The organism is Mesorhizobium sp. ES1-6 (assembly GCF_020164775.1).
Classification (GTDB): Bacteria; Pseudomonadota; Alphaproteobacteria; order Rhizobiales; family Rhizobiaceae; genus Mesorhizobium.
The window spans coordinates 349521-368104 of sequence record NZ_JAIUGU010000003.1 but is presented as its reverse complement, the minus strand read 5'-3'; the positions used below and the strand labels follow the sequence as shown (position 1 = coordinate 368104).

The window sequence follows — 18584 nt, the reverse complement described above, 5'->3', positions numbered from 1 at the left end:
CATCCGTTTCCAAACATCAAGGAGCAAGAAGATGGACTATCGACCTCTCGGCGCATCGGGCCTGAAAGTCCCGGCGCTTTCCTTCGGCGCGGGAACTTTCGGTGGCTCCGGCCCGCTGTTCGGCGCCTGGGGCAACAGCGACGCGCAAGAAGCGCGGCGGCTGATCGACATCTGCCTCGAGGCCGGCGTCAACCTCTTCGATACCGCCGATGTCTATTCGAACGGCGCATCGGAGAAGGTGCTCGGCGAGGCGATCAAGGGCCGGCGCGATGCCGTGCTGATCTCGACCAAGACCGCGCTGCCGATGGGCGACGGACCGGCCGACTACGGCTCGTCGCGTTCGCGGCTGATCAAATCCGTCGATGCCGCATTGAAACGCCTCGGCACCGATTACATCGACCTCTTGCAGCTGCACGCCTTCGACGCCGGCACGCCGATCGAGGAAGTCCTGTCGACGCTGGACGGCCTGGTGCGCGCCGGCAAGCTGCGTTATGTCGGCGTCTCCAATTTCTCCGGCTGGCAGGTGATGAAGTCGCTCGGCCTGGCGGAGAAGCAGGGCTACCCACGTTATGTCGCGCATCAGGTCTACTATTCGTTGCTCGGCCGCGACTATGAATGGGAGCTGATGCCGCTCGGCCTCGACCAGGGCGTCGGCGCGCTGGTGTGGAGCCCGCTCGGCTGGGGTCGCCTGACCGGCAAGATCCGCCGTGGCCAGCCCCTGCCGGAACAGAGCCGGCTGCACGACACCGCGAGCTTCGGCCCGCCGGTCGAGGACGAGCATCTGTACCGGGTCATGGATGCACTCGACGCCGTGGCCGGGGAGACCGGCAAGACCGTGCCGCAAATCGCGATCAACTGGCTGCTCAGGCGCCCGACGGTCTCGTCGGTCATCATCGGCGCCCGCAACGAGGAGCAGTTGCGCCAGAACCTCGGCGCCGTCGGCTGGACGCTGACGCCGGAACAGGTGAAAAAACTCGACGCGGCAAGCGAGGTCACCGCGCCCTACCCGTATTTCCCTTATCACCGCCAGGAAGGTTTTGCCCGGTTGAACCCGCCGGCGGTGTAAGGGCGAGGCCCGTCAACTTCGTCGAAGCAGCCGCGAAGCGGCGTCGCGAAGACCCGAGGATCCATTCCGTGACCTCGGTCGAAGATCGCAGCGGAGTAAAATTCGGCACCGCTGCAACGCTTTGAAGGCGCGGCATGGATCCTATGGTCTGCGCCGCGTCGCTTCGCTCCTTGCTTCGCCATAGGATGACGAAAGCGATGGGCGGTTTCGCTAATCGTTGGTCGATAGATCTCGAAACTACCCCCTCAATGCAGCACAAATTCTCCATCCACCTTGAGCCACTCGTTCGGCGCGATCAGCTTCTGGTGCGTATAGACCACCGAATGCAGCGGACCATCCAGCTTGGCCTTCCAGAATTCGATGAACCGGATCAGCACCGGAAACTTCGGAGCGATGTCGTAGTCCTGCCAGACGAAGCTCTGCAGGAGATGCGGATGGTCGGGGAAATGATAAAGAATCTTGGCCGTCGTCAGGCCATAGCCTTTGAGCATCAGGTTCATTTCAAGATGGTCGCGCATTGCGGTCCCCAAGGTTGATTCTCCGTTCCTCCCAGGCACCAATTGTGCGCGTCGTTACTTAACTGTCTATTGATTTTTCTTGATCGCAAAACGAACTTTTCCCGCAAAAACATGCGGTTAGCAGCGAACCGTGCCGAGTGCTGACAGGCTCGACAGGCCCGCCTGCGGCATCCCGCCACGCGAATCCAACGTCTAATGTTGCCGTCGCGGCGGAACTGGTAATAATGCCGCCGAATTCGCGGCCGCTTCGCCGCGATCCCGCCGGCGTTCAAGCCGGCGGATTGGTTCGGGAGGAAGGCAAAAATGTCCGAGGTTCATGTCCATCGCGTCCAGCCGGCGTGGAAGAAGAACGCCCTGATCGACAATGACACCTACCTCAAATGGTATGCCGACAGCGTGAAGAACCCGGACAAGTTCTGGGGCAAGCACGGCAAGCGCATCGACTGGTTCAAGCCCTTCTCCAAGGTCAAGAACACCTCCTTCGAAGGCAAGGTCTCGATCAAGTGGTTCGAGGATGGCCAGACCAATGTCTCGTACAATTGCATCGACCGCCATTTGAAGAAACGCGGCGACCAGACCGCCATCATCTGGGAAGGCGACAATCCCTACGACGACAAGAAGATCACCTACAACGAGCTTCACGAGCATGTCTGCCGGCTCGCCAATGTGATGAAGAAGCACGGCGTCAAGAAAGGCGACCGCATCACCATATACATGCCGATGATCCCGGAGGCGGCCTACGCGATGCTAGCCTGCACGCGCATCGGCGCCATCCATTCGGTCGTCTTCGGCGGCTTTTCGCCCGACGCGCTGGCTGGCCGCATCGTCGACTGCGAATCGACCTTCGTCATCACTTCGGACGAGGGCCTGCGCGGCGGCAAGCCCATCCCGCTGAAGGAGAACACCGACAAGGCGATCGACATCGCCGCCAAGCACCACGTCATGGTCAAGAACGTCGTGGTCGTGCGCCGCACCGGCGGCAAGATCGGCTGGGCGCCGGGCCGCGACCTCTGGTATCACGACGAAGTCGCGACGGTGAAGGCCGAGTGCAAGCCCGAGAAGATGAAAGCGGAGGATCCGCTGTTCATCCTCTACACGTCGGGCTCGACCGGCAAGCCGAAAGGGGTGCTGCACACCACGGCCGGCTATCTCGTCTATGTGTCGATGACGCACCAATATGTCTTCGACTACCATGACGGCGACATCTACTGGTGCACCGCCGATGTCGGCTGGGTGACCGGCCACAGCTACATCGTCTACGGGCCGCTCGCCAACGGCGCCACCACGCTGATGTTCGAAGGCGTGCCGAACTACCCCTCGCAGTCGCGCTTCTGGGAAGTCATCGACAAGCACAAGGTCAACATCTTCTACACCGCGCCGACGGCGCTGCGCGCGCTGATGGGCGCCGGCAACGACCCGGTGAAGAAGACGTCGCGCAAATCGCTGCGCGTACTGGGCTCGGTCGGCGAGCCGATCAACCCGGAAGCCTGGGAGTGGTATTTCAACGTCGTCGGCGAAGCCAAGGTGCCGATCGTCGACACATGGTGGCAGACCGAGACCGGCGGCATCCTGATCACGCCGCTGCCCGGCGCCACCGACCTCAAGGCGGGCTCGGCGACGCGGCCCTTCTTCGGCGTCAAGCCGCAGCTGGTCGACGGCGAGGGCAAGGTGCTCGAAGGAGCGGCCGACGGCAATCTCTGCATCACCGATTCCTGGCCAGGCCAGATGCGCACCGTCTATGGCGATCACGACCGTTTCGTGCAGACCTATTTTTCCACCTACAAGGGCAAGTACTTCACCGGTGACGGCTGCCGCCGCGACGCCGATGGCTATTACTGGATCACCGGCCGCGTCGACGACGTCATCAACGTCTCGGGCCACCGCATGGGCACGGCCGAGGTCGAATCGGCGCTGGTCAGCCACGACAAGGTTTCCGAGGCCGCCGTCGTCGGCTATCCCCACGACATCAAGGGCCAGGGCATCTACAGCTACGTCACCTTGATGAAGGGCGTCGAAGCGACCGAGGATCTGCGCAAGGAACTCGTCGCCCATGTCCGCAAGGAGATCGGCGCCATCGCCACGCCCGACAAGATCCAGTTCGCGCCGGGCCTGCCCAAGACGCGTTCGGGCAAGATCATGCGCCGCATCCTTCGCAAGATCGCCGAGGACGATTTTTCCGCGCTTGGCGACACATCGACGCTCGCCGATCCGGCAGTCGTCGATGATCTCGTCGCCAACCGGCAGAACAAGAAGGGCTGATGGCTGGCGACGCTGCACTGGGTACCGTCACGGAGCTTTGGCGCTACCCGGCGAGTTCGCTCGCCGGCGAGCGCCGAGGCGCCATCTCGGTCGGGCAGGCGGGCATCGACGGCGATCGCCTGTTCGGCCTCGTCGATAGCTCGGACAATGAAATCGCCCGGCCAGATCGTGACGCCAAGTGGCACAAGGTGCCGCGCATCCGCACCCGGTTGACCAATGACCGCGAATTGCAGATCGCGGTTCCCGACGGCGACTGGCTGGCCGCGCCCGGCGTTGAATGCGACCGCGCGGTGTCGGCCTATCTTGGCTTTGCCGCCTCTATCAGGCCGTTCGGCCAGGAGAATGCCCCGCCCGCCTACAGCGGCCCGCTGACGCAGGCGCGCTACGGCAAGGCGCCGATCCACCTGCTGACCACGGCCTCGCTGGCGCGGCTGAAGGCGCTGCATCCGGACGGTGCCGCCGATCCGCGCCGCTTCCGCCCCAACATCGTCGTCGACATGACGGCGGTCGAGGGGTCGTTTCCCGAAACGGAATGGATCGGCAAGAAGCTCGCCATCGGCGATCTGCTGCTGACCATCTCCGAGCCGTGCCGGCGCTGCGGCTTCACCATCATTTCGCAAGATGGTTTCGACCACGATCCCGGCATCCTGCGCAACCTGGTCCGCCACAACGCCCACAATCTCGGCGTCTACTGCACCGTCGACCGGCCCGGCCATGTCGAGATCGGCGCGCCGATGCGGTTCGTCTAGGGAAGACCTTCGCATCATCTGTAATACGAATGACAGAAAACCGGGCCATACACCTCCGGCGCGACCCGACTTGTCGCTCTCATTTTCGAATCCATCGGAGTGCCTATGACTTCCCTGCCCATTCTTGGCGCCGCCATGACGCTGGACGACGTCGAAACCCATCGCGACTGGCTGTTCGAAAAGCCGCGCGACCTCGAATTGCAGGACTTTGCCGAGGCCCGTGTTCTCAACGGCGACTGGGCACCGCTCGCCGCCCGCGCCGGAAAGCTCCTCGACGGCCATGGGGGCCGGCTCGGCATTCATGGGCCTTTCTGGGGCTTCACCATCGCCTCGCAGGACCCCGACATTCGCGACGTCGTCAGCAGACGTCTGCTGCAAGGTCTCGATGTCTGCGCCGCCATCGGCGCCAGCCACATGGTCGTCCACAGCCCCTACACGACCTGGTCCTACAACAACCTCGACAACAATCCCGGCGAGCGCGAAAAAATCATCGAATACTCCCGGCTGACGCTGCGCGATGCCGTCAAGCGGGCCGAGGATATCGGCTGCACCATGGTGCTCGAGAACATTGAGGACAAGGACCCGCATATCCGCGTGGTCTTGGCCGACAGCTTCAACTCGCCCGCGGTCGCCGTATCGATCGATACCGGCCACGCCTACTATGCCCATGGCTCCACCGGCGCGCCACCGGTCGACTATTATGTGCACGCCGCCGGCAACCGCCTGCAACATGTCCATCTGCAGGACGCCGACGGTTACGCGGATCGCCACTGGAGCCTCGGCGAAGGCACGATCCAATGGCGCTCGGTCTTTGCCGCGCTGGCGAAACTCGAAAGCAATCCGCGTCTCATCATCGAGATCAGGGACAAGTCCAGGATACCGGCGTCGGCGGCTTATCTCGCCTCGCTTGGTATCGCCGAATAAGGCCCCGGCGCACCGCGCTACCGGTACAGATCCGCCCGCGTCGGCGGCAGGCCACTTGGGCCCCGCGCGCGCTTGGTGACGACGGTCTGGAAAATCTGCGCCGAGGCGCGTTCGAAGGCGATCGAACAGCCGGTCAGGTAGAGCAGCCAGAGCCGCGCCCGAGGCTCGCCCACCTCCGCGATCGCCTCGTCGAACCGCGCCCGCAGGCGCTCGGCCCACAGCCTGCAGGTGCGGGCATAGTGTTCGCGCAGGTTCTCGACGTCATGGACGAGAAAACCGTGTGCCTCCAGATTGCCCAGCGTCATGCCGATCGTGTCGACCTCGCCGCCGGGAAAGATGTATTTGATCAGCGCCTTGTACTCCCCGCCCTTGCGCAGCGTCTTCCTGGCGCTGCCCTTGCCGCGCCTTGTGATGGCATGGTGCAGGTAGATGCCGCCGGGCTTGAGCAGGCGATGGACGGTGGAGAAATAGGTGGCGTGGTTGGCGATGCCGACCGCCTCGAACATGCCGATCGACGAGATCTTGTCGTAGCCGCCGTCGAGCTCGGTGTAGGACTTGATGTCGATGGTGATCCTGTCTTCCAGCCTTTCGGCGCGGATGCGCTCGCGTGCCAGCCTGGTCTGCTCCTCGGACAACGAGACGCCATGGCCAATGGCGCCATAATGCTTGGCCGCGTGGATCAGCATGGCGCCCCAGCCGCAACCGATGTCGAGCAGCCTGTCGCCCGGCCTCAGCCTGAGCTTGCGGCAGATATGGTCGAGCTTATCCTTCTGCGCCTGGTCGATGCCGTTGGCGAAATCGGTGAAATAGGCGCAGGTATAGACCATGCGCTGATCGAGGAAGAGCCGGTAGAACGCGTTCGAAATGTCATAATGATGCTCGATCGCCTTCTTGTTGGAACCGCTGACGAAGGGATTTTGCCCAGCAAGATCGGCCCGCTTCGTCATCTCTCTTCGCGAGAACAGCACGGCGGGCAGGTCGCGCAGGATGGCAAGCTTGGGCAGGGATTTGAGCCGGAGCTTGCCCTTCGACGGCAGCGCGTAGAGGTCGAAAATCGACCCGCCCTCGATGTCGATCGTCTTGGCGATCCACATTTCCACCAGCGTCGAGAAATTCGGCCTGCGCGCCAGCTGCCAGACGATGTCCTGGTCGTTGATCGCAAGCACCGGCCCGCCTGGCGGACCGATGCGCTCGCCGGTCCACAGCCTGACGGCGAACCCTGGCTTCAGCGCCTCGACGACGCTCCGAACGATGCGTGCTGCCTTGTCGGCTGCATCCATGCCCCTCTCCTCTGGGCCTGGTGCCGACGGCCCGATGTGATTGTGGCCGCTCGGCCGTTCGGGTGCAACCCGCGGGCGCGGCGCGGCCGTGAAGTGTCTCAATTGGGACACATCGGAGCGCCCTGAACACACCTCGCGTCACAGCGGCGCATCGTGGCACTTGCCAAATCAGCCGAAACACCCCACCTTGGGATCGTGTTCAACGAACTGAAAGGAGGTGATCCGATGTCGAGTGATTTCGTTTTCCAGAACGTGGCCTCAGCGGATTGCACTTTCGGGAAGCAGTCTTCCCGTTAAGGCGCGAGATGCGCGGCGGGTGATGTAAACGTCACCGCCATTGAGCCGCGCCATGGACGGAAACACGGAAGGCCGCCGGCTTCGAAAGAAGCGGCGGCCTTTTCCTTTTCGGGACTACTGGGTCAGTACGACCTTTTCGGTATTGCGGATGATTTCCTGAAAGGCATTGTCCAATTCTGCTCCGGTGGACACCTCGAAATAATGTCTCTCGGCGGCGGAGGCGTCTTTCGACGAACAACCCTTCAGCACTGCCTTTGCCTGGTCCCGCTCGATTGCCGACATGTCCTTGTCGTTCAGGTCGAAGCCGATGGTGAAAATCTCGATGCCGTCGTTTTTCATGTTGCCGCACAGCGTTTCGGCGTTGCCACGCGCAAGGCTCCCCTGGCCGTTGTAGCGCCCGGCGGCGCCCGCGAAGGCGGTATTGAACTGGCCGTCGGTCATCAGGATTGCAACCTTGGCAATCTTCCTCGGATCGGCGTTCGAAGCGCCGTTGCCAAGACCGGCATTCTTGATCGCGGTGCGCCATTGCGGCGACAGCATATAATAGGTCCACTGAATGGCGATCGCGCCGGCCGTATAACCACCGGCCTGGAAGTCGCCGATCGAATCGAGCAATGCTTTAGAATCCGCCGTCAGCGGGATCACTTCTGCATCAGGACACTTGTTCATACCCTCACCGGCGAGATGGTCATCCCGGTTGACCAGCGCATAATATTTCTTGCCGTTCGTGTCCGTGCGAACCGTGTCCGGGCCGTCGGCGCTCAAATCCGCATCGCCGTTCTTGGTTTTCCGCTCCGTAGCGCAATTATCCGTGCGTGGCATGGCCGCGCCGACAATGGAGATGTACTCGCTGAAGGACGGCAGCAGATTTTTGCCCGTCTTGGCAACGAGAAGCGGACTGCCGGCGACGGGTGGCAGTTCAGAACTCCCTTGCTTTTCGGCATAGACGTTTTCGGCCAGCTTTCCGGCGTTCACGCCCGATGCGTAAGGCACGATAGCGACACGGACGCGAGGGTTCTTCGGATCCTGGTTCTCCAGCATCGTCCGGACGGCGTTCTCGGCAGCTGTTCTCAGATCGCCGATCTTGTTGACGTTGCCCCGCTTAGCCATCGATCCTGTTATGTCGAGCATCATCGCCACCTCAATCTGCTTGTCCGAATAAAGCGATGTCGTCGAGGCGGTGACGCGCTTCATGTTCCCCATGTCGAAAATCGGGAAAAACAGGGTGAGGTCGACATGGACATCCGCCTGCACTGTCTTGGCGGTCCTGTTGACGACCAGCCTGTCCAACGTCACCTGACCGGTGTGTAGAATGCCGGCCGCGTTGTTGGCCTCGAGAAAGGCCTGCACGGATTTGTTGGCGTCGGCTTCCTTGATGGCGCCGGTTGTCAGGTCGCGTGCCGTCGACGTCACTGCCGCGTCGACCACGCCCTGCAAGCTCGATTTGGCATTGTAGAGCTGCGTGACGTTGACAGAGAAGCCCGCGACCAGCGCCAAGACCGAGGCAGCAAAGCCGAACAGGACCGCGAAATTTCCACGGCGATCCCTGGCGAATGCGCCGACCGCGTGAACAAGACCCCCGTAATTCCGCATCCAACAGCCTCCGCTTGCCTCGGCCTCGTCGCCGCATTGAAGGCAATGCAGGATTCCGGCCGGGCCATGCGGAGATCCGTCCTAAGACAGGAGGTCGGCAGCAAATCGTTGTTTTTGTTGGATTTTCACCTGGCGAGAAGGTGAACGACTGGTAAACGCCGCGCTATATCGGCGCCGACGTTTACCGGATGCTTACCATGCCCGGCCGAAGAGCTCGTACGGTATCAGGCGACGTCTTGTTGCGGCACAGCATCGCTGTGCCGAAGCGGGCCAACTGTCTCAGGCTTGCCAGGCATGTCGAGGCGCGAACCAACTGGATGTGGCAAGATTCAGGTCAGACAATTGCAGGCCCGGGTCTCATTTCGGCTAGGCCAGCATCTGTGCGCTGGCCGTCCTGTCGACGCCGTGATGAGGCGGATTGAACAGCCTGCCTTCCTGCTCGTAGGTCCATACCTTGAACAAGGTAAGCCGGTGGGGGCCAAAACTGTGCAGCAAGGGAACGTCGGTGGCATCGCGGCCGCGCGCGACGACGACGCGACCAATTCTGGGCCGGTTGTGGCGCGGATCGAACGTGTACCACTTGCCGTCGAGGAACACTTCCATCCAGGCCGAGAAATCCATCGGCGCCGGATCGGCCGGCACGCCGATGTCGCCTAGATAGCCGTTCACGTAGCGCGCCGGAATGTTCATGCAGCGGCAGAGCGTGATCGCCAGATGGGCGAAGTCGCGGCACACGCCGACACGTTCCTCGTGCGCCTGCGCGGCGGTGCGGGTCGAACGCGCATAGCCGTAGCCGAAGGACAGGCGGTTGTGGACATAGTCGACGATCGCCTGCACGCGCGCCCAGCCGGACGGAAGATGGCCGAAAAGCTGCCAGGCGAGATTGCTCAGGTGATCGGTCTCGCAATAGCGGCTGCCGAGGAGATAGCCGAGCACCTCATCGGGCAGTTCGGCGACTGGCATTTCCCGGGCCAGCGTATTGACCTCGTCCGTCTCGCCACTGTCCTCGATCACCGCATCGTAGAGGATGCGAATGCCCCCGGCGGGCGCCGTGAAACGGCGGCAGGCATTGCCGTGCAGGTCGTGGTAGAGCCGGGTTGGCACCGAAGGCGACGTCAGCACGCGCGTCTGCCGCTTGATGTCGGCCTGCCTGTCGTTGTGGATTTCGAGCAACGAAATCACCGGAGTGGCCTCGGCGCATTCGATGGCGATCTCGTAGCCGAGGCGGATAAGCATGAGCGTCGTCCCCTTCGCATGACTGGAATGGTCCGGTTTAAAACGCCGCAAGGTGATCGTGGTTCCCTGGACGCTGCCAAAATGCGCGCTCGCGGGTTTCCATATCCGCGCCTTCACGTTACGGTCGCGCCCTCCCTCGCCACCCTCCCCCCGACTTCAAGGAAAATCATGTTTGCTGGCAGAAAATTCGCCGCCTTCCTCTTCGACATGGACGGCACGCTGATCAATTCCATCGCCTCGGCGGAGCGGGTGTGGAGCGATTGGGCGCGGCGCCACGGCCTCGACGTCGCGGCCTTCCTGCCGACCATTCACGGCGTGCGGGCGATCGAGACCATCACCGCGCTGGCGCTCCCGGGCGTCGATCCGACACACGAAGCAGACCTGCTGCTGAAGGCGGAAGCGGCCGATCTGGACGGTATCGTTCAGATCGCCGGTGCCGTTTCCTTTCTGAACGCGCTGCCGCCCGAGCGCTGGGCGATCGTGACCTCGGCGCCGCGCTCGTTGGCCCTTGCCCGCATGAAGGTTGCCGGCATCCCCGTGCCTGGCGTCCTGATCGCGGCCGAGGATGTGTCGCGCGGCAAGCCGGCGCCCGATTGCTTCCAGCTTGGCGCCAGCCGGCTCGGCTTCGACGCGCGCGACTGCCTGGTGTTCGAGGATGCCCCGGCCGGCATAGCGGCGGCCGAGGCGGCGGGAGCTTCGATCATGGTGATCAACGCCACGCACCAGCATGTGCTGCAGACACCGCATGCCGCGATATCGGCCTATGACACGGTCGGCATCACCGTCGACGAGCAAGGCTGGCTGGCACTCGAACCGCAACGCGACGCCGCCTAGTCTTGGCGCGCGGTATGGGGGAGATTCGGGGCAGCCGACCTGACCCGAATCGTCTCTAGAAGTCGCTGGTCAGGCCTTTGACCTCCCAGTCACCGTAGCGGCCGGGCTCCTTGCCGCCACGGCCGCCGATCTCCTTGGGCAGTTGGGCTTCCCGCGCGCGATAGTCGGTGCGCCGTGCCTCGGCTTCCGCCAGTGCGCGGCGGGCGGCGGGCGTCAGCTCTTTTGGCGGAGCGTCGCCATCCGTGCCGGCCGGCGTTTTACTGGTCTCGTCGTTCATGCGATATTTCCAGTGGATTGAAACGGGAACGGGCGTTTCCCATCATATAGCCATGACCTCACGAGGATCGACCCTTTTTCACCACCATCCCGACAGGAGCAGACGATGAACACCATTCGCACCGCCATGCTTCTCGCCGCCATGACGGCGCTGTTCATGGGCGTCGGCTTCCTGATCGGCGGTTCGGGCGGCATGATGATCGCGCTGGTGATCGCCGCCGGCACCAATCTGTTCAGCTACTGGAACGCCGACAAGATGGTGCTGTCGATGAACCGAGCCGTCGAGGTCGACGAGAAGAACGCACCGGAATACTACGCCATCGTCCAGGCACTGGCCAAGCAGGCCGGGCTGCCGATGCCGAAAACCTATCTGATCGACAATCCGCAGCCGAACGCCTTCGCCACCGGCCGCAATCCACAGAACGCGGCGGTTGCCGCTTCCACCGGCCTGCTGCAGCGGCTGACCCATGAAGAGGTCGCCGCGGTGATGGCGCATGAGCTTGCCCACGTCCAGCACCGCGACACGCTGACCATGACCATCGTCGCCACCTTTGCCGGCGCCATCTCGATGCTCGGCAATTTGGCCTTTTTCCTCGGCGGCAACCGCGACAACAACAACCCGTTCGGCTTCGTCGGCGTGCTGGCGGCGATGATCGTGGCGCCCTTTGCCGCCATGATCGTGCAGATGGCGGTCAGCCGCACCCGCGAATACGAGGCCGACCGGCGCGGCGCCGAAATCTGTGGACACCCGCTGTGGCTGGCCTCCGCGCTTGACAAGATCGCCCGCGGAGCCGAACGCATTCCCAACCCCGACGCCGAGCGCAACCCCGCTATGGCGCATCTCTTCATCATCAACCCCCTGCATGGCGAGCGCATGGACAGTCTGTTCTCCACCCATCCGAGCACCGACAACCGCATTGCCGCCTTGCAGGCATTGGCGCGCGAGATGGGCGATGGTGCGTCCCAGGCCCTGCGGCGCCAGGCGCCGACGCCGCCGCGGGCGGACGAGCCGCAAGCGGCGGGTCCGTGGGGCAAGCCGCCCCAACCGGAACAAGCCGAACCGGAACAACAGGCTGAACCGGCCAGCCCGAAATCCAATCCGTGGGGTCGCAACCCGACAGGGCCTAAGGGCCGATGGTTGTGAGCGTGACGGGTCGGGCACCTCGACGCACAGGCGATCAGGAACAGGGTGACGGCGGCGAGTTCGTTGCCGGCCTTGCCGCGCGCAAGGCGGCGGCGCGGTTGCTGGCCGCCGTCATCGATGCCAGGACGCCGCTTGACGGCCTGACCGACCACGAGAACGGCCACCCGCAATACAAGGCGCTCGATTTGCGCGACCGTGGCCTGGTGCGGGCCATTCTGGTCACCGCGCTGCGCTTCCGCATGACCATATCGGGGCTGCTGGCGCGGCGGCTGGAGAAGCCGCTGCCGCCCAACGCCACCGCGCTGTCGCACATACTGCATGTGGCGGCCGCGCAGATCCTGTTCCTCGACATTCCCGACAGCGCCGCCGTCGACCTCGCGGTGACGCACGCCAAGTCCGACCCGCGCACGCAGCGCTTTTCGGGCCTGGTCAACGGCGTGCTGCGCACGCTCGCGCGGGCCAAGGAAACGGAGTTGCCGGCGGCACTTGCCGCCACCGACGAAGCGCCGAAATGGTTTTCCGACCGGCTGCAGGCCACCTATGGTCAGGACAAGGCCCCTCTCATTCTGGCAGCCCACCGCCATGAGGCGCCCGTCGATTTCTCGGTCAAGGCCGATCCCGAACTCTGGGCCGAAAAGCTCGGCGGCATTGTCCTGCCCACGGGAACGGTTCGGGTGGAGAAGCTTGCCGCGGCCGTCACCGAATTGCCGGGTTTCACCGAAGGCGCATGGTGGGTCCAGGACGCCGCCGCCAGCCTCCCCGCCCGGCTGTTTGGCGATGTCAGCGGATTGCGCGTCGCCGATCTCTGCGCCGCGCCCGGCGGCAAGACCGCCCAGTTGATCCTGGCCGGCGCCAGGGTCACCGCCGTCGACACCTCGAAGAACCGGCTGGCTCGGCTGGCGCAGAATCTGGACCGCCTTGGCCTGTCGGCCGAAATCGTCCAGGCCGACCTGCTCAAGTTTGAGCCGAAGGGGCTGTTCGACGCCGTGCTGCTGGATGCGCCATGCTCGTCGACCGGTACGGTGCGCCGGCATCCCGACGTGCCATGGACCAAGACGGCGGCGGACGTCGAAAAGCTCGCCGACCTGCAACGCAGGCTGCTCGCCCGCGCCGTCACGCTGGTCAGGCCCGGCGGCCGGATCGTCTTTTCCAATTGTTCGCTCGACCCGCTCGAAGGTGAGGATCTCCACGGCGCTTTCCTCAGAGCGACGCCTGATATCGCCGACGATCCGCTGCATCAGGGCGAGATCGCCGGCATCGATTCGTTCCTGACGCCGCAAGGCACGCTTCGCACCACGCCCGCCGATCTCGACCTCGGCGCGCCGGAGCGCTCCGGTCTGGACGGCTTCTTCGCCGCACGCATGCGTCGCGCCGGCTAAGGGACTAAGAGCAGGGATTTGCTGAATTTTTTGGGGAGAGTGTGGCCCGACGCCAGGCCAGAGGGCATCGTTTGAAGGAATTCGCCTTCGCACGAGTCGCGCAATCATGTAGACTCGACGCCGGGGTTGAGGACGATCAGGAGGGGTCTTGGCACTGGCTGCCAGCAGCACGACGCGTCTGTGGACGCTGGTCGCGAAGGAGTTCTGGCGCAAAACACGCCGGCGCCTGCGCGCCGGGCCGGTGTATCGCTGGCGCTATTCCGGCCGCACGCCCGAACGCGTCCTGATCGCGCCGCCGGACCTGCGCCTGGCCGACCCGCAGATCGCACTCGAGATCTATTACGGCCGTTATCCTCTGTCTGGCCATCTGGTCGAGACCGGTGGCAAATCCCCATTCCAGATCAATGTCCCCAATCACGGTTGGCAAAAGACGCTGCATGGCTTCCGCTGGCTGCGCCATATGCGTGCCGCCGGCACGGAGCTTGCCGCCGCCAATGCGCGTGCGCTGGTGTCCGACTGGATCACCATGCATGGCAACAACATCGCCGGCGTCGCCTGGGAGCCCGGCACGACGGCCAAGCGCATCATCGCCTGGCTGCAGCATTCTTCCGTCGTGCTGCAGGGCGCTGAATTTCCCTTCTACCGCGCCTTCCTGAAATCGCTGGCGGTGCAGATCCGCTATCTCAGGTCGATGGCGCGCGAAATGCCCGACGGCAAGGACCGGCTGCGCGCCCGCATCGCGCTGGCGTTCGCCGCACTGTCCCTGCCGGCGCCGGCCTCGGCGCTGCGCGGCGCCACCCGCAACCTCGCCGACGAACTCAATCGCCAGATCCTTGCCGATGGCGGCCATATCTCGCGCAACCCGATGGCGGTGCTGGAAATCCTTGCCGACCTGCTGCCGCTGCGCCAGACCTATGCCAACCAGGCCGAAGCGCCGCCGCAGGCGCTGATCGGCGCCATCGACCGCATGCTGCCGGCGCTGCGCTTCTTCCGCCACCAGGATGGCAGCCTCGCCCGCTTCAACGGCATGGGCGCCACCATCCATGACCGCATCGCCACCATCCTGCGCCATGACGACACGGCCGGCTCGCCGCTGCTGCATGCACCGCATTCGGGCTACGAGCGGCTGGCGATGGGCGGCACCACCGTCATCGCCGATACCGGCCTGCCGCCGCCGGTCGACGTGTCCAACGCGGCGCATGCCGGCTGCCTCGCCTTCGAACTGTCGTCGGGCCGCCAGCATTACATCGTCAACGCCGGCATCGACACTTACGGCGCCGCCGAGTTCCGGCCGCTGGCCCGTGCCACCGCAGCGCACTCGACAGCCACCATCAACGACACGTCATCGGCGCGTTTCACCCATGCGCTGCGGGTCAATGACCAGCTCGGGTCGCCGTTGATAGGCGGGCCGCAGCAGGTGCAATGCAAGCGCATCGACCAGAAGGGCGTCCACGGTTTCATTGCCCGTCATGACGGCTATCTCCAGCGTTTCGGCTTCCTGCATGAGCGCGAGCTGAAACTCTCCTCGGACGGCAATGTGCTGGCGGGCCGGGACCGGTTCCAGCGGCCTGGCAACGCAGCGATCCGCAACAATGGCCGTGATTTCGTCACCGTGCGCTTTCACGTCCACCCCGACATCAATCTGCTGCAGGACGAACAGGAGCGGCTGGTGCTGACCGCCGACCAGGCCGACACCTGGGTGTTCACCTCTGGCGAAGTGGTGCCCGAAGTCGAGGAATCGATCTACTTCGCCGGCCTTGGCGGCCCGCGCCGCAGTCGCCAGATCGTGCTTGCCTTCAAGGCGTCCGACATTGCCGAGGTCCACTGGCAACTGACGCGGACAAAGATCGCCGGTTATCCCCAAAACAACTGAGCTTGCGGCGGCAATCGGGTGTGCGAAGCAGCGAACGCTTGATTTCCGGGCCTCATGTGCTACGGCGCGGGCCTGCTCCTCCAGACTTGAAAGGCCGCCAGCCCATGGCCGTTCCAGCCAAGAACATTCCAGCCCCCGATCTCGTTCCGGTCCGCCGCGCGCTGCTCTCCGTCTTCGATAAGACCGGCCTGATCGACTTTGCCCGGGCGTTGGCCGCGGCCGGCGTCGAACTGGTCTCCACCGGCGGCACGGCAAAGGCGATCGCCGAAGCCGGCATGGCGGTGCGCGACGTCTCGGAACTCACCGACTTCCCCGAGATCATGGACGGCCGCGTCAAGACGCTGCATCCGTCCGTGCATGGCGCACTGCTTGGCGTGCGCGACGACCCCGAGCACGCATTGGCGATGCGCAAATACGGCATCGAGCCGATCGATCTCCTCGTCTCCAATCTTTATCCGTTCGAGGAAGTCCGCCGCTCCGGCGCCGATTACGCGTCGATCGTCGAGAACATCGACATTGGCGGCCCGGCGATGATCCGCGCCTCGGCCAAGAACCACGCCTATGTCGCCATCGTCACCGATCCCGGCGACTACGCCGCCGTGCTCAACGCGCTGGAGATGAACATCGGCTCGCTGTCGCTGGATTTCCGCAAGAAGCTCGCGGCCAAGGCCTTCGCCCGGACCGCGACCTATGACGCGGCAATCTCGGGGTGGTTCGCCGAGGCGCTCGAGATCGAGCATCCGACCTGGCGCGCCTTCGGCGGCCGGCTGGCCGAAGTGATGCGCTACGGCGAAAACCCGCACCAGGCCGCCGGCTTCTACGTCAATGGCGACAAACGCCCGGGTGTCGCCACGGCGCGACAGCTGCAGGGCAAGCAGCTGTCCTACAACAACATCAACGACACCGACGCCGCCTTCGAACTGGCCGGCGAATTCGATCCGGCGCGCTCGGCGGCCGTCGCCATCATCAAGCACGCCAACCCGTGTGGCGTGGCCGAAGGCACGTCGCTGAAGGCGGCCTACGCCAAGGCGCTCGCCTGCGACCCGGTCTCGGCTTTCGGCGGCATCGTCGCTGTCAACCGCATTCTCGACGCCGAGGCGGCGCAGGAAATCGTCAAGACCTTCACCGAGGTGATCATCGCGCCCGACGCGACCGACGAAGCCGCGGCAATCATAGCCGCCAAGAAGAATTTGCGCCTGCTGGTCACCGGCGGCCTGCCGGATCCGCGCGCGCCCGGCACCACGGTCAAGTCCGTTTCCGGCGGCCTGCTGGTCCAGGGCCGCGACAATGCCGTGGTCGACGACCTCGACCTGAGGGTGATGACGAAGCGGGCACCGACCCCGGCCGAGATGGCGGACCTAAAATTCGCCTTCCGCGTCGCCAAGCACGTCAAGTCGAACGCCATCGTCTATGCCAAGGACGGCGCCACCGTGGGCATCGGCGCCGGCCAGATGAGCCGGGTCGATTCCTCGCGCATCGCCGCCCGCAAGGCACTCGACGCCGCTGAAGCCGCCGGCCATCCGGAGCCGCTGACCAAGGGGTCGGTGGTCGGCTCCGACGCCTTCTTCCCCTTCGCCGACGGGCTGATATCGGCCATCGAAGCCGGCGCCACCGCCGTCATCCAGCCGGGCGGCTCGATGCGCGACGACGACGTCATCGCCGCCGCCGACGAACACGGCGTTGCCATGGTGTTCACCGGGACAAGGCATTTCCGGCATTGAGCACCCTTTTCCTTCTCCCCTTGTGGGAGAAGGAAAAGGCGCTGCTACTCAACCGGCCGATCCGCCGGATAGGGCGTCCTGACCAGGATCGCCATGCCAATCGCCAGGAACAAAATAATCGCTGCCATGCCGAGCCGCGCCGAGCCGCTGGTCGCGGTGATCGTCGCGACCATGAACGGCGCCAGGAAACTGGTCGCCCGTCCGGCCAGCGCATAAATGCCGAAATAGCGGCCGGATTCCGCCGCCGTGACGCTGCGCGCCATGTAGGAGCGCGACGAGGCCTGCACCGGGCCGAAAGCCAGGCCGATCAGCAGGCCGTACATGATGTAGGCCTTTTCGGCCGCCGTCCCGAACAGGCCACCCGAGTCCGCGGTCGAAAGCTGGATCAGGCCAAGCAGCGTGAAGCCCGGCCCCGTCGAAACGACGCCGATCGTGGCGATGGACAGCATGACCAGCGAAATCATCACCACCACCTTGGAGCCCAGCGCCGTGTCGAGGCGCGCCGCGATCCAGCAGCCGAAGATGGCGACGACGTTGAGGATGATGCCGAACATGCCGATCTCGGTGATCGACCAATGGAACATACCGGCCGCGAAGGTACCGCCGAGTGCCAGCAGCGCATTGACGCCATCCTGATAGATCATGCGGGCAACGAGGAAGCGGAATATGCCGCCGCGCTTGCGCACTTCGGCAAGCGTCGATTTCAGCTCCGACAGGCCCTCGCGCACCGCCGGTCCGATCGGAATCCCCTTGATGGCGTCGGGCGTGAAGAAGAACATCGGCAGGATGAACAGGAAATACCAGCCGGCCGACAAGGGCCCGGTCGCGCGGGCATCCTCGCCCAGATGCGGATCGAGACCGAACAGCGGGCTGATGCCGATGATCGTCTTGCCGCTCTCCGGCGAGCCGGCGAGACAGGTGACGACGAAGATCAGCGCGATCATGCCACCGAGATAGCCGAGACCCCAGGCGGTGTTGGAGATGCGGCCGATCTCGCTCTTCGGCACCAGCCGCGGCATCATGGAATCATTGAACACGGTGGAGAATTCGGCCGCCACCGAGGCCAGCGAAAACAGCGCCACGATCAGGAACAGGTTCGAGCCGGGCGCTGCAAACCAAAGCAAGGTGAGGCTGGTGATCTTGATCGCCGCGAAGAAGGCGATCCACGGCTTGCGCGGTCCGGTCTGGTCGGCGATCGAGCCGAGGATCGGCGACAGCACCGCGATGACCAGCCCGGCCGCCGCTATGCCGTAACCCCAGACAGCCTGGCCCGTGGTGGGATCGCCCGCCATGCGCGAAACGAAATAGGGGCCGAAGATGAAAGTGGTGACGACCGTGAAGAACGGCTGCGCCGCCCAGTCGAAGAACATCCACCCCCAGATGCCGCGCCCGGACGCCCGCTGCACTGTCTCTACCGCCATGCTAATTCCCCCGG

The 18584-nt window shown here is 64.3% G+C and carries 15 protein-coding genes; 9 read left to right on the top strand and 6 right to left on the bottom strand.

All coding sequences use genetic code 11. From position 1 onward, the window contains the following. Nucleotides 1-31 precede the first annotated feature (31 nt). Nucleotides 32-1066 carry an aldo/keto reductase gene (locus LB564_RS10575; RefSeq protein ID WP_224537381.1) on the top strand — a complete coding sequence of 345 codons (1035 nt, stop codon included), beginning with the start codon at nt 32-34 and terminating at the stop codon, nt 1064-1066. A 245-nt stretch (nt 1067-1311) separates the two neighbouring features. On the opposite strand, the gene LB564_RS10570 is transcribed toward LB564_RS10575, so the two are convergent. Further along, a complete protein-coding gene (locus LB564_RS10570) occupies nt 1312-1584 on the bottom strand; it encodes an usg protein (protein WP_224537378.1) in 273 nt (90 codons plus the stop codon). A gap of 303 nt (nt 1585-1887) precedes the next feature. On the opposite strand from LB564_RS10570, the gene acs reads away from it, so the two are divergent. From acs to LB564_RS10555, 3 genes are all read left to right on the top strand, one after another. Continuing rightward, entirely contained in the window at nt 1888-3843 is a 1956-nt protein-coding gene (gene acs / locus LB564_RS10565) for an acetate--CoA ligase (protein WP_140702594.1), read from the top strand. Further along, the gene (locus LB564_RS10560; protein WP_224537376.1) at nt 3843-4592 is read left to right on the top strand and encodes an MOSC domain-containing protein; all 750 of its coding nucleotides are present in this window, start codon (nt 3843-3845) and stop codon (nt 4590-4592) included. Before acs ends, LB564_RS10560 begins: the two co-directional genes overlap by 1 nt. A 105-nt stretch (nt 4593-4697) precedes the next feature. After that, complete coding sequence (locus LB564_RS10555; RefSeq protein WP_224537373.1) at nt 4698-5516, top strand: sugar phosphate isomerase/epimerase family protein; 819 nt, start codon at nt 4698-4700, stop codon at nt 5514-5516. 17 nt (nt 5517-5533) lie between these two features. Here LB564_RS10555 and LB564_RS10550 read toward each other — a convergent pair whose 3' ends face one another. The 3 genes from LB564_RS10550 to LB564_RS10540 all read right to left on the bottom strand — a co-directional run bounded on the left by LB564_RS10550 (nt 5534) and on the right by LB564_RS10540 (nt 9922). Then, nucleotides 5534-6796, bottom strand: coding sequence for an SAM-dependent methyltransferase (locus tag LB564_RS10550; protein ID WP_224537371.1), 1263 nt, complete (start codon nt 6794-6796; stop codon nt 5534-5536). Between the two features lie 411 nt (nt 6797-7207). Beyond that, a complete protein-coding gene (locus LB564_RS10545) occupies nt 7208-8686 on the bottom strand; it encodes a TadE/TadG family type IV pilus assembly protein (RefSeq protein ID WP_224537369.1) in 1479 nt (492 codons plus the stop codon). 366 nt (nt 8687-9052) lie between these two features. Next, a complete protein-coding gene (locus LB564_RS10540) occupies nt 9053-9922 on the bottom strand; it encodes a transglutaminase-like domain-containing protein (protein ID WP_140702604.1) in 870 nt (289 codons plus the stop codon). A 168-nt stretch (nt 9923-10090) separates the two neighbouring features. On the opposite strand from LB564_RS10540, the gene LB564_RS10535 reads away from it, so the two are divergent. Beyond that, the gene (locus LB564_RS10535; protein ID WP_140702606.1) at nt 10091-10756 is read left to right on the top strand and encodes an HAD-IA family hydrolase; all 666 of its coding nucleotides are present in this window, start codon (nt 10091-10093) and stop codon (nt 10754-10756) included. Nucleotides 10757-10811: 55 nt separating this feature from the next. Here LB564_RS10535 and LB564_RS10530 read toward each other — a convergent pair whose 3' ends face one another. Beyond that, nucleotides 10812-11033 carry a DUF1674 domain-containing protein gene (locus LB564_RS10530; RefSeq protein WP_140702608.1) on the bottom strand — a complete coding sequence of 74 codons (222 nt, stop codon included), beginning with the start codon at nt 11031-11033 and terminating at the stop codon, nt 10812-10814. 105 nt (nt 11034-11138) lie between these two features. Between LB564_RS10530 and htpX the strand changes: the two genes are divergently transcribed. The 4 genes from htpX (at nt 11139) to purH (ending at nt 17149) form a co-directional block, all read left to right on the top strand. Continuing rightward, nucleotides 11139-12176 (top strand): zinc metalloprotease HtpX, encoded by a 1038-nt coding sequence (gene htpX / locus LB564_RS10525; RefSeq protein WP_224537366.1) that lies wholly within the window; start codon nt 11139-11141, stop codon nt 12174-12176. Beyond that, entirely contained in the window at nt 12167-13555 is a 1389-nt protein-coding gene (locus LB564_RS10520; protein ID WP_224537364.1) for an RsmB/NOP family class I SAM-dependent RNA methyltransferase, read from the top strand. Before htpX ends, LB564_RS10520 begins: the two co-directional genes overlap by 10 nt. Nucleotides 13556-13703: 148 nt before the next feature. After that, nucleotides 13704-15428, top strand: a complete 1725-nt coding sequence (locus LB564_RS10515) for a heparinase II/III family protein (RefSeq protein WP_224537362.1) — start codon at nt 13704-13706, stop codon at nt 15426-15428. 104 nt (nt 15429-15532) lie between these two features. Next, nucleotides 15533-17149, top strand: coding sequence for a bifunctional phosphoribosylaminoimidazolecarboxamide formyltransferase/IMP cyclohydrolase (gene purH / locus LB564_RS10510; protein WP_224537360.1), 1617 nt, complete (start codon nt 15533-15535; stop codon nt 17147-17149). Nucleotides 17150-17193: 44 nt separating this feature from the next. On the opposite strand, the gene LB564_RS10505 is transcribed toward purH, so the two are convergent. Next, a complete protein-coding gene (locus LB564_RS10505) occupies nt 17194-18570 on the bottom strand; it encodes an MFS transporter (protein ID WP_224537358.1) in 1377 nt (458 codons plus the stop codon). Nucleotides 18571-18584: the final 14 nt, after the last annotated feature.